This window comes from Thalassotalea fonticola, assembly GCF_032911225.1.
Lineage (GTDB): Bacteria > Pseudomonadota > Gammaproteobacteria > Enterobacterales > Alteromonadaceae > Thalassotalea_A > Thalassotalea_A fonticola.
This window is the reverse complement of record NZ_CP136600.1, coordinates 3,550,303-3,567,528: the sequence shown is the minus strand read 5'-3', so window position 1 is coordinate 3,567,528 and position 17,226 is coordinate 3,550,303. Positions and strand designations below refer to the sequence as shown.

The window sequence follows — 17,226 nt, the reverse complement described above, 5'->3', positions numbered from 1 at the left end:
TATAATTTGATGAGGAGTTTGTCTACCCTGAAGGTTGCAAATAGCGCGATTGGGAGATGGTTCTAAACACATCCCTCAGAGTGGACAAATTTTTACATGAAGAGGATAAAACTCGCGAACTTATGCATTCGATTTCGCTTTTATCGCTTCAAGGGCTGCTTTCATTTCAGCAATTTTTTCAGGGTGCTTTTCAGCTAAGTTTGTTGTTTGGCCAGGATCTTTACTTAAGTTATAAAGCTGTGTTTCTTTACTAAAGCCTGATTCATTGCCAACAAATGTTGCGTAGCCTTTACCTTTATGTGGCGGAATGTATACCCAGCCATCTTGATGATAAGAGAACGAGTTCTTAGTACCCTGCACAACTAAGTGATCACGACCGTTTTCATCTTTGCCCAGTAAGGCATCAATTTGGTTTTCACTATCCATTGCTGTTGTTTTCTGTCCGGTTAAGGCAGCAAAAGAAGCAATAAAGTCGTGTTGTGACACTAAGGCATTAGACGTTTGAGACTTTACTTTGCCCTGCCAACGCACGATGAAAGGCACATGAGTACCCGCTTCAAGCAAGCTGTATTTACCACCTCTAAATGGCCCCCACGGGGTATGGTCGCCTAGCTTTTCTTCGGCATCGTCGTGATAGCCGTCGTCCAGCACATGGCCATTATCTGATGAGAAAATAACAATAGTGTTTTCACTTAAACCTAAGTCATCAAGTTTTTGCATAAATTGACCTACCTGCCAATCAGCTTCTAGGATTGCATCACCTCTAGGTCCTTGCCCAGATTTACCAACAAAACGTTGATTTGGCATTCTTGGTACGTGTGGTTGATGAAACGCATAGAATAAGAAAAATGGTTTAGCTTTATTGCGCTCAACAAATTGTAACGCTTCATCGTTAAATAAATCTGCCATATCCTCATCTACCCACATGGCAGATTTACCACCACGCTGATAACCAATGCGAGACACACCATTATTAATAGAGCTATTGTGGCCTTGGCTAAACTTCATTTTTAACAATTCAGGGTTTTTCTTACCAGTTGGCTCACCGGGGAAGTTTTTCTTGTAGCTAATTTCTAAAGGATCGTTCGGGTCTAAATTAACCACACGGCCATTTTTAACGTAAACATTGGGTGTACGGTCGTTCGTCGCTCCCATTATGTATGAGTAATCAAAGCCAATTTCATTGGCACCTGGGGTAATATGACCATTCCAATCGATATTGCCATCGCCTAAGCCTAAATGCCATTTACCAATAACACCTGTAGTGTAACCTGCACCTTGTAGCATTTTAGGTAACGTTTGTTGTTCAGGAGTGATCAGCATAGGCGCATCGCCTTGTAAAACTCGAGCACGCTTTTTCCTGAATGGATATTCACCAGTCAATAGTGAATAACGACTCGGTGTACATGTACCTGCGGTAGCGTAGCCTCGGTTAAATAATATGCCTTCATTGGCTAACTTATCGATATTAGGTGTTGGTAATGTACCTGATTTATAGGCACTTACATCGCCATAACCAAGATCATCGGTATATAAAATGACAATATTTGGCTTTGCCACAGTGCTAGAAGTTGCTGTTGTTATGTCAGTAGCCTCGGTTGCAGCATTACTACAACCCGCGATGCTAAATAACGCTGCGGAGAGTAAACTTAAATGTGCTAATTGTATTTTCATAAATGTTCCTAAACTAAGGCAGCAAATCAAAATTGATTTGCGGTGCTGAATTTGTTGTTTTTATTGTTAATAATTTATTGTACGACGTCGGGTCATTGAAAAACCCGCCATTTTGCAGATAAACGCTGCTGTTTTCACTGCCACCTTGGTAATCAAAACGGTACTTATTACGCGCGGTATTATCATAAGTTACATTTGCCTGATTAATTTGAGTCCAGTTACCATTAGTGTCTGCTACCCACTGATTCGAGTAGTTCGCTTTACGTATTTTGTCACCTTGTGAGGTAATAAAGTTTTCAATAAAGGCATGTGGACGCTGTAAATATGTCGATGTTTTTGGTCTTTGAAAACTGGCAATTAATTGCCATTGCTGAATTTCTGGCGCATAAAAGTAGGCGGTAAATTCGCTACGGTTATCGCCACTTGGTGATACTTTCAGCAAAAACTTATATTTAGTGCCGGCTTGCCAGTTAAATTTTTTGTAGCTTTGGCCGCCAACACCTTCATTGCCAAATTTACCGGTATGTACATTATCACCTTTACGTATTAGCTTAATTTGTTGCTCCGGCGGTACATTTTTTGGATCTTGCGTTTTAAACGGACTCCATACTGAAAACAATACCCGTCGTTCAGATTGAGAATTCACCTGCATACCGAAATAGCCTTGGGCAAAGCCATTGGCCATAAAGTACGAGCCGACTGGATCAAAGCCTTTTGGTACTTCCAGTTCACTATAAAACCATTGCCAATCTTGCTCATTATTAGGCAGCTGATATTTAAGGTGAGCAGAAGGCCCTCGACGAGCAAAATACACTTCTTTTTCAGTTATAAAATTAAATCTGGCAACGTCATTCGATGCAACGTCTACATTTTTGATATTCACGTTACTTTCATCGAGTAACGATTTAGATAAAATGAGTTGATGGTAACCCGGCTCTGTCAGGGTGAATGTTCCGAGGGTAAGTTTGCCGTTTTTGCTATCAGCAAAATTAACCTTTCTTTTCTGCTTAGCAAGAGATATTGATAACTCGCCTTTTTGTGGAAAAGTGCCGGTTAGTGATAAATTAATATCGCCGCTGGTATCACTATAAAAATAGAATGCCAGTTGGTGCTTTGCGTCTTGCCAACCGTTAAGTTTGGCCTGCCTGACATCGACCAAAGCCTCTGTTGCTTGCTGATCATCAACCACCCAAACATTGGGAGCAAACGGCATTGAAAATTGAAATAGCGCAGACTCTTCAATGCTCGCTTGCGAATATGTTTCACCACCACTGCAAGCTTGCACACCCAAAAAAAATAATGAATATAAAAACAGTTTCTTCATTTTAATAGGACTACCTTAATTGACTTGCTTGTTGAAATGATGAGATATGCAATAAAAATAATTGTAAAAATGCACATCCATATGCATTTTAAGTTTTTACAATGTGTTTTCGCTAATGCGATTAAGCCACAACACCTAACGGTTTTGCTGTTTCCCACACGCCACGAGTAAAGTCTGGTATGTCTTTACTGTTACTTCTATCGGCAACTGACGCCATACTCGTAGGGAAGACTGCAGACCATGCTGCTGCATCATAAACATCTTGATCTAGTGGCTCACCATTACGTAAACAATACACAATACGATACATCATCAAGAAATCCATGCCGCCATGGCCACCATTTTTCTTGGCTTCTTCACCCATGCGCACGTACAGCGGATGATCATAGGCGTCATACCATTTATCCATGTCCTGATCCCAGCTATGAAAACTTGGTTTACGCGGCTTACGGCCTTTTTTGCCACTCGCTTTCCAGTCAGTCATTTGTTGTTGATATTCTTTTTCGTATACCGCTTTAATGGCATCTGGTGCATCTTCTACCGCAACGCGATTTGGGAAACCGGCAAAGGTACCGTTAGTGCCTTGAATTAAGTTATGGCGACTGTACGGGCGTGGACTGGTGGTATCGTGTTGTACCATGATGCTACGGCCTTTTACTGTTTTGATGATACTGGTATTCATATCACCAGCAGTAAAGGTTAATTTATTACGTTCATGATCAGCAGGGAATTGTTCTTTCGCATATTCGGCGCGACCAAGAGCAGGAGAACTCATTGAGGTAACATAATCAAAACGGTCACCACGGTTAATGTTCATGTACTGTGAAACTGGACCTAAGCCATGTGTTGGATATAAGTTTCCATCACGCTTAGTATGCCAGTAAGTACGCCATGAGCCTGTCTTTTGATCTATTTCTTTCATTTGCCAACGAAGCTCATGAATGTAAGCCGCTTCACCATGCAATAAGTCACCAAATAAACCTTGGCGTACCATATTAAGTACCATTAACTCTTCACGACCGTAGTTAACATTTTCCATCATCATACAGTTTTTCTGCGTACGCTCTGCGGTGTTAACCAATTGCCAACATTCTTCAAGGGTAGTAGCCGCCGGTACTTCTACAAATGCATGTTTACCGCTTTCCATGGTTTCTACCGACATTGGCGTATGCCACTTCCAAGGAGTTGAGATGATCACAATATCAATGTCTTGTCGTGCTAACATTTTACGGTATGCGTACTCTGAGCCTGTGTAGACGTCAGGTTTTGCAAAGCCTTGTTCAACAACATAATTTACTGAACGGTCAATTACTCGCGTGTCGCTATCACAAATAGCCTTAATTTCCACACCTTCAAGATGACAGTAATGTTTAACATGGCCTTTACCACGTTGACCTACACCAATAAAACCGACACGAACTACGTCCATTTTAGGTACTGTAAGGCCCATAACAGTGGCACCTTGTGCCTTGGGAAATGACTTTTGCGCACTGGCTTTGGCACAGCCGCCAATTACTGCTGCTGAGCCAACAAGGGCTGCAGATTGTGCAGCTCCTTTGAGAAAATTACGACGATCTAAGTTTTTCATAAATGATCCAATTAAATATTTGTTAACTATTTTTTTTATAAGTTAAAACTGTACGATACTTTTATACCGTACAACAACAGGAAATGCAACAACAAAACTTTCATATTCTTTCGGTATGAGCACTTTTAACGATATGAAACAAAAGTCACTTGACAACAAAACACAACCATAACAACAACATACACAATAAATATTGTTATTGTAAATATTACGTAAAGAAACGAAACTTGATATTCGCTGAAAGATGAAAGGAAGTGAAAAGCCTGATGTGTTGGATTGAATGCTATTGTATTGTAGCCAATAGCATTCAATAAGGACGCGAGTAATTAGGTACTTAATTATATATCGGTAACAGTTACCGTTCCGCCCGAAGTCCATTTATTCAGTAAGGCACGCCAATCCTGAGTGTCCCAATGAAAACTTTCCGCGAGAGAAATCGCTTTTTTCAAATTTGCTACTGCGTAGGCAAACTGACGATTTTCAGGTTTGGCATAAGCAAGGGCCAGTGCATAACGATATTCTGGATTGCCCGATTGTTCGCTTGCGATTGTATTTAACAGCATCATCGCACCTTTTGGATCATAAACAGAACTGCCCTTTGTGGTGAGTTTCAGCTCAGCAAGTTTACGTACAGCTACGGTGTGTTTTTTTAGTGCCGCTTGTGACAACCAGAAATAAGCCTTGTTTATATCCCTCTCTACCCAGGGACTATCAAGTAAAAGTCGAGCAAGACGGTACTGCGCTTTAGTAATTCCTTGTTTTGCGGCTTCGCTTATCCAATAAACAGCTTGTTTAGGCGCAGTTTGCTGTCGGTATAATTTCAAACCATATTCATATTGGGCCAAGGCAAATCCTTGTTTAGCAGAACTTATTAATAATTCATCTATGGTTTCATCTTTTCCTCTTAACCAAGGGAAGTGCATTAATGCTAATGCATGATTGTAATTATCAACGGCCTGATCACTATCTTTTATTTTGCCCACATACCTTAGTGTAGAGGTGTAAAACTCGGTATTGTTTCTACGCATCGAGATGGTATCTGTGTTGCTGATCCCCATAATAGAACGGTTGATGAAATACACATTGCTACCGGCAAACACAGGTTTTGATACAGGCGTAATACTAAGTTGTTCAAGCGCATATTCATCATCACCAATACTAAATGCAGCATAAACGTCTCTTACCGAGCCATCTGGACCGATGTCGTATTCTGCAACAAGGTAGTAAGGCATATTTATAGGTAATTCACTTACATCTTCGGCGAAATCTTCTTCTGCGCCATCTTCAGATAATAAGTCATCACTTAGATCTAACGGCTCATCAACAGCTGTGGTTACGTTTTGTTCGCTAAAAAACTCGACTGAATCGTCACTACTAAGCTGAATTTTTTCGGCGAGTTTATTGTCGATAAGTTTTGGGAAGAACTTTTCGTTAATACTTAGCTTACTATACTCCTGCACATATCGATTGATGATAGTTTCTATTTTACTACGTTTGTTAGGTGCCAAACTTTTTTGCATTTTTTCCAAATTGACCACAGCATTATCATATTGGTACTCGGCAGCAACGGCCATCCAAACGATGCCAAGCAACTCATTTTTTTCAGTTCCCAGGCCTTGATGATAAATTTTGGATAATTGATAAAAGGCTTTCGCATTACCAATTTTTGCCGCTTTTTTATATTCCGCTAACGCGGTAACGTAATCCTTTTCCAAAAAGGCATTATCTGCATGTATTATATTTGCTGCTAAACCAGGAAAGGAGATGGTACAGTTGAACAACATGAACAGCACATAAGCATTAAACTTCTTCATTTCTTACCTTTATTATCTTTATTACTTTTAAGTAAAATCATTGACTCATTATCTACCAGCTAGTAATACGCACTTTATAATAAGTTATATAAGCTGAGGTCAGGTTAAATAGAGGCAATATTTAAACACCACAGCAGTAATATTTTAAAATGGTTGGATGCATCTTCACTTTGCTTCAAAACCAAAGATAGAGTGTTAGAGGGATCCGCGCCATTAACACACCATTAACTTATACTTAACATTCATTATAATTTAGTGCCTCAGCTAAATAAAAAATCTACTAATGTAATGCTGATTCAGTCAATGATACAACGAAATACAGATTAACTGAGAAGCTGAAAGAGCATTTTTAAATTAAAATTTTTTATTCAACTTATCGCAAGACAATACCAATATACCACTTTCATTTGGTTTCGTAAATAATGATATTAACATTTATGTCCAAGGTGCCTCTGTTTGTTTTTCAAGCGATATTTTTCTTACTAATTTCAAAGGGCATTATTTCCAATCACCCTGCAACCTCGCAAGGTTAACACTACATTAACAACGGAAATAGCCAGGAAACAGATAAAAGTCTAATGATTCTCTAGACTTAGATAAACTTTAAATTTAAAACACTTTTAGGCAGAGTAATTACGATAAATAGACCGTGTTACTGTTTATTTCAAATTTTTTTGTTGTGACAAAAACACTATTTATGAAAGTTTTTGAAACAAAAAGCTTGCAAAAGTGTCATTGTTTAATTAATGTTCTTACATATAACGATAAAAACAAATTAAATAGCACACGCTTATTTCACAATACATTGGCTTAGATATAGGGCTGCACAAGCATCTGTCAGGCAACAAGAATAGGGATAGGAATAAAAATGATGACGAAAAGAATCACGGCAAAGCCAAGTAAAATAGCTCTGGCGATTGCAAGTTTATATTTAACCGGCGCAGCTACAGCACATGCAGCTACAGTTGTAACCGACATGGTAAATTCTGGCGATACTTGTAATTGGTCTGATAATGCCTGTTGGCATGGTGGTGTCGCCCCCAGTGCTGACAATGCTGATAATATTGGTATTCTTGGTAACGACATTGTTACCTTTGATCTTGCAAGTCCTTTAAGCATTGGTCCATTAGACGTTGGTTCCAAAACGGGTAAAATCGATGGTAATTTTCCAGAGCATGCGGGAGTTTCTGGTGAATTAATTATTCCTGCCGCTGCAAATTTAACCATGCAACAAATTAACGTGTCTTACGCAGGCACAGCAGCTATCCCTGGCGATGTAACCTACGATTCTGCAGGCAATGAGTTAACTAGAGCGACCAGTAAAATCAATCAAACAGGTGGGGCAGTTAAAGTTAATGCCACTTTAACCACTAACGTTAAGAAAGGGACTGTTGTAGTTACCAAAGGTTCTTTAACTTTAGGTGGTAATGGTATCAATATAGATACTGACGCCGACACTGTTGCTGACACTTTTGTAGTGACCTCTGATGGTCAATATAATATTTCATCTGGTAGTTTAGCTCTTACGTCCGGTCAGTCAACGTTACGAAGCGGTGGTACATTAAACGTAAGTGGCGACGCCATAGTGAACCTACTAGCAATGAGGTCAGCAGGTGGAATTCAAATAAGTGGCTCAGATGCGACGGTCAATTTTGCCGGCTTAAAGGTCGCTGCTGTTGAAGGTGGTAACTATCCAGAAGCTAGTATTCAATTTAACTTGAGTGAAACAGGCATTAGTCCTATAGCAATATCTGCTAAATCTTTAGCAGATATTCAACAAGACAGTGGCTTAGATTTTTCTGAATTAACAACGCCATTTGACCCAACAACCCATGACGGTAATGCCGCAATTTGTAACAGTAACATTACCGTTGATGGTAGTAGCTACACTGGCGGCGCAGTAACTTTACCTTTAATCACGGCTGACGCTTTCATTGCTAATTCAGTATGTGATGTAAAAGACGGCGTTGTTATTGATCCAGAAGCTGAGATTGATTTAGCTAACTATAAAGTTGAACCTAAATCTATTTCCATCACCGGCTTTGATGAAAACAGTTATGTGGTTTCTACTACACAAACGACGACGGCGTTAACGTTAAATATTACGCCTAACGCACCAACCATTGTTTCATTTGCTAGCCCGCTTGCACAGGCTGAATTGAATGTTGATGAACAGGTTTCCTTAAGTGTTGAAGTGACTGATGCCGATGGCATTGAAGATGTTACTAAAGTTGAATTCTTTGATGGTGAAACCTTAATTTCAGCAGCAACTTTACAAGGTGATAACCTTACCTTTAGTGCAGATTGGACGCCAACAATCGCTGAGTTTGGAGAAAGAACTATCTATGCAGTAGCTACCGATAGTAAAGGTAGTACAACTACGCAAACGATCACAGTGAATGTTGTAGACAACAATGCTGCCGATGAAGATGGTGATGGTGTACCAGATGAGCTGGACAAATTCCCAACTGATATATCGGCATCGGTTGATAGTGATGACGATGGTTATCCGGATGAGTACAATGATGACTGTGATCAAACTTGTCAAGATTCTTCAACACTAACGATTGATGCCTTCCCTGAAGATGAAACAGAAAATACTGACACCGATGCTGATGGTACAGGCGATAATAGTGACTACTATCCTACTGACCCAGAGAAATGGCAAGATGATGTCACCGATTCTGACGGTGATAACACACCTGATTTATACGATGAATTCCCTTCAGATCCAAATGAATCAGTCGATACTGATGGTGATGGTACAGGTGATAATGCCGATGCCTTCCCGGAAGATGAAACTGAAGATACCGATACCGATGGCGATGGCGTAGGTGATAATAGCGATGATTATCCGGAAGACCCGTCAAAAAGCAAAAACTTACGTGGTGATAATCCAAAAGATTTTGCTGTAACTGAAGCCTTAGCAGAGGCTTACGCTATACCAGCTGATGTAACATCAGTAAATATAGCAAAAGATGTGGTTATTGATTGTCAAAGACCTGACGATACTAATTTACCTTGTATCAGTGGTGGTGCCGATGTTTTAAGTAGCTTATATATTCTTAACGAAGGCAGCATTGAAGTAACAGATGGCGATGATAGAACAGCTGCTCGGGCAATTAACTTAGATAGCGCGACAGGTTTAACCATATATGGCCTAACTAACAGTGGCGTAAACTCTAAAATAAGAAGTAACGACTCAGCAATAAGACTGGATAATGTTACCGTAACGAATGGTATTGTGAATCAAGGTTTAATTTCTACTGGTCATACATCGAACAAGATAACCTATATTCGTTCAGGTATTGAAATAACCAGTAGTGATGGCAGCTTTACATCAGTAATCGGCGGTATTACAAACTCAGGTACCATTGAATACTTAGATGAGAAAGGTGGCACCATTGCAGGTTACTCAATTAGATTAGGTCACGAGAGTAAAGAAAATTATACTCACAGCGTTGATTTTATTGATAATAGCGGCACCATTACTGGTGATTTGTCTACGGCAATGGGCGCAACAATTGATTCAATTACTAACAGCGGTACTATAAATGGCCACGTTGGTACCTTAAAAAGTACCCAAGGCAAGGCTGCGAAAAAAGTTTATGTGATTGATAACCATGGTAATGCGACCTCACCAATCGGTGATCCTATCGAAGATTACGTAGACGCCTACTACCCTAGTGTTACCATTAATTCTGTGACTAACTCAGGCGTTATTAGCGGCGTATTAGCCTTTGGTGCTGATACTGGCGGAACGTACACGACAAATGGAGGTACGGTTGGCTCGATAAGACATACCAGCTCTATTATTGTTGAAGGTACGGCTCAAACTACCAGCACTATCAACAGCGATTTGGACTTTGCCGGTGAGTTAACTTTTAACGTAACAAACTCAAGCGTTGCAGCCAAAGATGTAAGTGATACACCAATGCTGGCAATAAACGGTAATGCAAATTTAGCTGACAGTACGTTAGTCATTAATCCCACTGGCGCTGCATTTGCAGAAGGTACAGGCTTTACCTTACTCAGTGTTAATAGCACGGATGGTGGCAATACACCTGGTACCTTGCTAGAACAGTTCTCTGCAAAAATTATTGAAGCTGGTGGCACCTACTTTGAAATTACCTTATCTGAAGATGGCACAGCCCTAATCGCAACGTCAATTGATGGTAAAGATACCGATGGCGATGGCGTTCCAGATGCCGCAGATTACTACCCAGACGATAATTCTAAATGGGAAGATGATGTAACCGATACAGATAGTGATGGCACACCTGATTTATATGATGCATTCCCTCAGGATGCAGCAGAAACAAAAGACAGCGATGGTGATGAAGTAGGTGATAATGCCGACTACTACCCAAATGACGCTTCTAAATGGCAAGATGATGTAACCGATACAGATGGTGATGGCACGCCAGATTTATTCGATACCTTCCCACAAGATGCGACTGAAACTATCGATTCTGACGAAGATGGTGTTGGCGATAATGCCGATAAATTCCCATTCGACAGTACCCGTACTGAGAAAACAGATACCAGCAGTGGTTCATTCGGTTATCTGCTTGGGTTGTTAGCATTTATTCGAGTGTTTGCGAGAAAGAAATAGCAAGTCTGTAAATACTTTTTAATTTCTTTAAAATAATTAAAAGCCCTTCATCATTTTGTGATGAGGGGCTTTTTTTGAGCTATCAGATATCAGTTCTTTTAAAAATTAGTCCTATCTGTGCACCTTTTATATAAGTCTCTATTAGATTAATCTTGAGTCACTCTTATAAAAAACTAGGTGAAATAATTTTCATGGCATTTTAGCGCAATGATCTTTTTGACTAATTTTACTTATGCTGCGATAAGAAAGTTTATTGGCGGTAGTGATACAATAAGCATATTATCTATAGTGAATAACCCGAGTAAATGAGAGCTGAAGATGAACACCAATGCGAAGGCACAATCCCCAGAGCAAACCATAAAAAACCTTGTTGATAATAAAAAAGACTTACCTGGAGCACTATTACCAATATTGCATGACATTCAGCACCAATTTGGATTTATCCCGAAATCGGCTTTAGCCATTATCGCGCAAGGGTTACAACAAACAGAAGCCGAAATTTATGGTGTGATAACTTTCTATGCTCATTTTCACCTCGAACAGCCGGGCAGACATACTATTGAGATTTGTCGCGGTGAAGCCTGCCAGGCTATGGGCTCTAAAGCGCTGGAGCAAGCGGTTAAAAATCAATTAGGCATAGATTATGGCCAGACCTCAGCGAATAAAAACTTTACCCTTGAGCCAGTATATTGTTTAGGGAATTGTGCCTGTTCTCCTTCAATCAAAGTAGGCGTTAAAACCTATGGCCGAATGACCAGTAGCAAGTTTTCTGAGCTGACTGAAACACTCTCGCTTTATCAACTCAACCTTGGCGAGGAACTATAAGATGTCTACCACTCTATATTTACCTATGGACACCACAGCAATAGCTATGGGCGCAGACGATGTGGCTAAAGCTATCGTCTTTCAAACAAAAGAGAGTTCCGAAAAAGTTAATCTAATCCGTAATGGTTCGCGCGGCATGTTTTATCTAGAACCCTTACTCGAAGTTGAAACGCCGCAAGGCCGTGTTGCTTACGGCCCTGTTTCAGTTGATGATGTTGAATCTCTACTTACTCAGGGAATGCTTACAGGCAATGCCGATCATCCATTGTATTTAGGCCTTACCGAAAACATTCCCTATTTAGCAAAACAGCAGCGTTTAACCTTTAAGCGTGCGGGAATTATTAACCCGGTTAGCATTGATGACTACATAACTCATGATGGCTTTGTTGGCTTAAACAATGCCTTAACACTTTTAGCTGAAGATCAGCAAAACATAGTCGATGAAATTAAAACTTCAGGGCTACGCGGCCGTGGCGGCGCAGCGTTTCCGACAGGAATAAAGTGGCAAACCGTACTTGATGCAAAACCAACCGGCGCAGAACAGCAGAAATACATTGTGTGTAATGCCGATGAAGGCGACTCTGGCACCTTTTCAGATCGTTTATTAATGGAAGCAGATCCATTTAGCTTAATCGAAGGTATGATTATCGCAGGTCTTGCTGTAGGTGCCACACAAGGTTATATCTATCTGCGTTCAGAATACCCACAAGCGCAACTTATACTTGAGCAAGCAATAGCGACGGCTTATCAACAGCAATATTTGGGTGACAACATCCAAGGCAGCGGGCACAAGTTTGATCTAGAAGTACGAATAGGCGCTGGAGCTTATATTTGTGGTGAAGAAACCTCTTTGCTGGAAAGTCTTGAAGGTAAGCGCGGCCTTGTTCGAGCTAAACCGCCGTTACCTGCCATTGAAGGTTTGTTTGGTCAGCCTACCATTGTTAACAACGTGATCAGCTTGGCAACAGTGCCAATTATTTTGGCCAAGGGTGCACAATATTATCAAGACTTTGGCGTAGGCCGTTCACGCGGTACTTTGCCATTTCAATTGGCCGGTAACATAAAACAAGGCGGACTCGTTGAATTAGCCTTTGGTACAACTTTAGCCGATATTGTTAATGACTTTGGCGCCGGAACATATACCGGCGAACCTATCAAAGCTATACAAGTAGGTGGCCCTTTAGGTGCCTATTTACCAGAACAACAATGGCATACCGCTCTGGATTACGAGGCATTTTCGGCCATCAGTGCGGTGCTTGGTCATGGTGGTATCGTGGTATTTGATAACAGCATTAGCATGACTGAACAAGCACGTTTTGCCATGGAATTTTGTACGGCGGAGTCATGTGGCAAATGTACCCCTTGTCGTATTGGCTCAACCCGAGGCGTTGAAGTAATTGATAATATGATCGCCGCACACCAGAATCAATCACCGACTGAACAGAGCGTTGCGCTTAACGAGCTATTAGTCGATTTATGCGACACTATGATTGATGGCTCATTATGTGCAATGGGCAGTATGACGCCGATCCCAGTTAAAAGTGTTATGACTCATTTTGCCGATGATTTCATTACTGACAACTCTACTCAGTACCATGAAAAAGTTACGGCTAAGGAGCAAAAATAATGGTCAGTTTTTACGATCCTAATGCGGCACAAAATCAAACCACGCAAGCTAATGTGATGGTAGATTTAGGTACGCCTGAAGTGCTATCTGATCAGCACGTAACCTTAACCATTGACGGTCAACAGATTTCTGTACCTGAAGGTACTTCTGTATTGCGCGCGGCTGCACTGCTTAACATTACCATTCCTAAATTATGTGCATCTGATAATCTGGAAGCATTTGGCTCTTGCCGTTTATGTGCAGTCGAAATAGCAGGCCGAAGAGGTATGCCAGCTTCGTGTACCACCCCTGCAGAGCAAGATATGCAGGTTAGTACTCAAAATAAAAAAATAGCTCGTTTGCGTAAAAATATCATGGAACTGTATATTTCAGATCATCCACTAGATTGCTTAACCTGCCCCAGCAATGGTGATTGCGAGCTGCAAGATATGGCTGGTGCCGTAGGTTTACGAGAAGTGCGTTATGGCTTTGACGGTGAAAATCATCTTGACGCTGCCAAAGATACCTCCAACCCCTATTTCACCTTTGAACCAAGTAAATGTATTGTTTGTTCACGATGCGTGCGCGCCTGTGAAGAAGTACAAGGTACCTTTGCCCTAACTATTGATGGTCGTGGGTTTGATTCCAAAGTTTCAACCGGCGATAACAATGACTTTTTAAGTTCCGACTGTGTTTCCTGTGGTGCCTGTGTACAAGCATGCCCTACTTCAACGTTAATGGAAAACAGTGTGATTGAGCAAGGTCAGCCTGAACGCAGTGTTACCACTACTTGCGCCTATTGTGGTGTCGGTTGTTCTTTTGAAGCGCAAATGAAAGGCGAGGAAGTCATTCGCATGGTCCCGGCTAAAGATGGCCAAGCCAATCACGGTCACTCTTGTGTTAAAGGTCGTTTTGCCTTCGGTTATGCCACCCATCAAGATCGTATCACCTCACCGATGGTGCGAGACTCTATTGATCAACCTTGGCGAGAAACCAGCTGGCAAGAAGCAATTGACTTTGCCGCAAATAAGCTTAAATCAGTACAAGCAAAATATGGCAAAGACAGTATTGGTGGGATCACCTCTTCACGTTGTACTAATGAAGAAACTTATTTGGTACAAAAACTTGTTCGCGCCGCTTTTGGCAATAACAATACCGATACTTGTGCACGCGTATGTCATTCTCCTACGGGCTATGGTTTAAAAGCCACTTTAGGTGAATCAGCAGGTACGCAAACTTTTGATTCAGTGATGCAAGCCGATACAATTATTGTCATTGGTGCTAACCCGACTGATGCCCACCCGGTATTTGGTTCTTTGTTGAAAAAACGCTTACGCCAAGGCGCGCACTTGATAATTGCCGACCCTCGAAAAATCGATTTAGGCAATAGCCCACACGTAACCTTAGATCATCATTTACCACTGCGTCCAGGTACAAATGTTGCCTTTATTAACGCTATGGCGCACGTCATTGTTGATGAAGGATTAGAAGATAAAGCGTTCATTGCTGAGCGCTGTCAAACACAAGCTTACCAGCAGTGGCATAGTTTTATCAGTGATAGCCGTCACTCACCTGAAAACACCCAAGACATTACCGGTATTGATGCTGAGCAACTGCGTAAAGCTGCCCGTTTATATGCCAGTGTTAACAATGGCGCCATCTATTATGGTTTGGGAGTAACGGAGCATTCACAAGGGTCAAGCATGGTCATGGGTATTGCTAATTTGGCCTTGTTAACCGGAAATATTGGCCGTGAAGGTGTTGGCGTGAACCCACTACGTGGCCAAAATAATGTGCAAGGTTCGTGTGATATGGGCTCATTTCCTCATGAATTACCCGGCTATCAGCACGTCAATAACGATGCATCAAGAGAGAAATTTGAGCAGCATTGGCAAGTTAACATTGATAATGAACCAGGGCTTCGTATTCCAAATATGTTTGATGCCGCCATTGATGGCAGCTTTAAAGGTTTGTATTGTCAGGGTGAAGATATTGCCCAATCGGACCCAAACACTAACCATGTTGAAGCCGCATTAAAATCATTAGAGTGCTTGATTGTGCAAGATATCTTTTTAAACGAAACGGCTAAATTTGCACATGTCTTTTTACCTGGCTCTTCGTTTTTAGAAAAAGACGGCACCTTCACCAATGCCGAACGTCGAATTAATCGGGTTAGAAAGGTAATGACACCACTCGCCGGAAAAGCCGATTGGGAAACGACCATGGCCTTGTCGAATGCACTTGGCTATCCAATGAACTATCAACATCCAAAAGAAATTATGGCTGAAATTGCCGAGTTAACACCGACATTCACTGGGGTGAGTTATGAAAAGCTCGAGCAATTAGGCAGTATTCAATGGCCGTGTAATGACCTTAACCCGCAAGGTACACCGACTATGCACATTAACGACTTTCCTATAGGTCAAGCCACCTTTGCCATCACTGAGTATGTGCCTACCGACGAACGTGCCAGTCGTAAGTTCCCATTGTTGCTCACTACAGGGCGAATTTTGTCACAATATAATGTTGGCGCTCAAACTCGCCGTACTGACAACCAAATGTGGCATGATAAAGATCAATTAGAAATTCACCCGCACGATGCCCAAGAGCGAGGTATTAAAGACGGTGACAATTTAGGTATCAGCAGCCGTGCAGGTAATACCGTTTTAACGGCAAAAATCACCAGTCGTATGCAACCCGGCGTTGTTTATACCACCTTTCATCACCCTGAAAGTGGTGCAAATGTGATCACCACTGACAATTCAGATTGGGCGACCAATTGCCCAGAATATAAAGTAACCGCTGTGCAAGTAGAGAAGGTCTCATCGCCGTCAAATTGGCAGCAACGCAATAAAGACTTTTCTCGTAAGCAAATCGATTTTTTGCCAAAAACACGCAAAGGCAGAACACATGCTCATGAGTAACAATCAAAATCTCAGCAATGGCATAAAGCAGGTGCGTCGGCAGGTAAGAACTATCGATGCTAACCAAGTGAAAGCAGATAATGACTGGGTAATTGAAGAGCAAGCCATTGCCCTGGTTTATAATGGCATTTCACATGCGGTAATGATGGCAACACCGTGCAACTTGCTCGATTTTGCTATCGGTTTTAGTCTCTCAGAAGGTATTATTCGCCAGCCTGCTGATATATTAGAGCACGAGATCATTGAAGCTGAACATGGCATTGAAATACAGCTAAGTATCAGCTCTCGATTGTTTAGTGAATTGAAGCACAAACGTCGCAGCTTAATGGGTAATAGTGGCTGTGGCTTGTGTGGCGTAGAATCTTTAGAACAAACGATTAAAACCCGAGCTACACTGCCACCTACTGCGGTATTACCAAATGAAGTGATCCAACAGGCTCTATCTGAGTTTACTCAACAACAGTTATTAAACAATAAAACCGGTTCGGCTCATGCTGCAGCCTATTGTTCAATACAAACGGGCGAGATTATTGCGATCAGGGAAGATGTTGGCCGACATAATGCGCTGGATAAGCTAATGGGCAATTTAGCCCAGCTAAAAGATGAATTGCCAGAGCAAGAAATTACACCAGGATTTGTCTTGGTTTCCAGTCGTGCCAGTTATGAAATGGTTGATAAAACAATTGCAGCAGGCATTAATCATTTAGTCAGTATCTCCGCAGCAACGAGTAAGGCTATACAATGGGCATTGCAACACCAGTTAAATTTAATTGGTTTCGCCCGCTCAGAGCGACTGGTCGAGTATACAAACATGAATGCTAGCAATAGCAAACATCACAAAATTTAGAGAACCGTT

General features: G+C 41.3%; 9 protein-coding genes. 5 read left to right on the top strand and 4 right to left on the bottom strand.

Translation table 11 applies throughout. The features are described from left to right. Positions 1-120: 120 nt before the first annotated feature. The 4 genes from RI844_RS14560 to RI844_RS14545 form a co-directional block, all read right to left on the bottom strand. On the bottom strand, positions 121-1,674 hold the full coding sequence (locus tag RI844_RS14560) for a sulfatase family protein (protein ID WP_348395394.1): 1,554 nt from the start codon (positions 1,672-1,674) through the stop codon (positions 121-123). A gap of 13 nt (positions 1,675-1,687) precedes the next feature. Continuing rightward, entirely contained in the window at positions 1,688-2,998 is a 1,311-nt protein-coding gene (locus tag RI844_RS14555; protein WP_348395393.1) for a DUF3472 domain-containing protein, read from the bottom strand. Between the two features lie 121 nt (positions 2,999-3,119). Continuing rightward, a complete protein-coding gene (locus RI844_RS14550) occupies positions 3,120-4,586 on the bottom strand; it encodes a Gfo/Idh/MocA family oxidoreductase (protein ID WP_348395392.1) in 1,467 nt (488 codons plus the stop codon). Positions 4,587-4,924: 338 nt separating this feature from the next. Further along, positions 4,925-6,400 (bottom strand): tetratricopeptide repeat protein, encoded by a 1,476-nt coding sequence (locus RI844_RS14545; protein WP_348395391.1) that lies wholly within the window; start codon positions 6,398-6,400, stop codon positions 4,925-4,927. An 868-nt stretch (positions 6,401-7,268) separates the two neighbouring features. Here RI844_RS14545 and RI844_RS14540 point away from each other — a divergent pair. From RI844_RS14540 to fdhD, 5 genes are all read left to right on the top strand, one after another. After that, a complete protein-coding gene (locus RI844_RS14540; RefSeq protein WP_348395390.1) occupies positions 7,269-11,015 on the top strand; it encodes an Ig-like domain-containing protein in 3,747 nt (1,248 codons plus the stop codon). A gap of 318 nt (positions 11,016-11,333) precedes the next feature. Further along, the gene (locus tag RI844_RS14535; protein WP_348395389.1) at positions 11,334-11,840 is read left to right on the top strand and encodes a formate dehydrogenase subunit gamma; all 507 of its coding nucleotides are present in this window, start codon (positions 11,334-11,336) and stop codon (positions 11,838-11,840) included. 1 nt (position 11,841) lies between these two features. Further along, complete coding sequence (locus RI844_RS14530; protein ID WP_348395388.1) at positions 11,842-13,467, top strand: formate dehydrogenase beta subunit; 1,626 nt, start codon at positions 11,842-11,844, stop codon at positions 13,465-13,467. Beyond that, positions 13,467-16,370 carry a formate dehydrogenase subunit alpha gene (gene fdhF, locus RI844_RS14525; protein WP_348395387.1) on the top strand — a complete coding sequence of 968 codons (2,904 nt, stop codon included), beginning with the start codon at positions 13,467-13,469 and terminating at the stop codon, positions 16,368-16,370. Before RI844_RS14530 ends, fdhF begins: the two co-directional genes overlap by 1 nt. Continuing rightward, the gene (fdhD, locus tag RI844_RS14520) at positions 16,363-17,217 is read left to right on the top strand and encodes a formate dehydrogenase accessory sulfurtransferase FdhD (RefSeq protein ID WP_348395386.1); all 855 of its coding nucleotides are present in this window, start codon (positions 16,363-16,365) and stop codon (positions 17,215-17,217) included. The genes fdhF and fdhD overlap by 8 nt, the downstream gene beginning before the upstream one ends. Positions 17,218-17,226 lie beyond the last annotated feature (9 nt).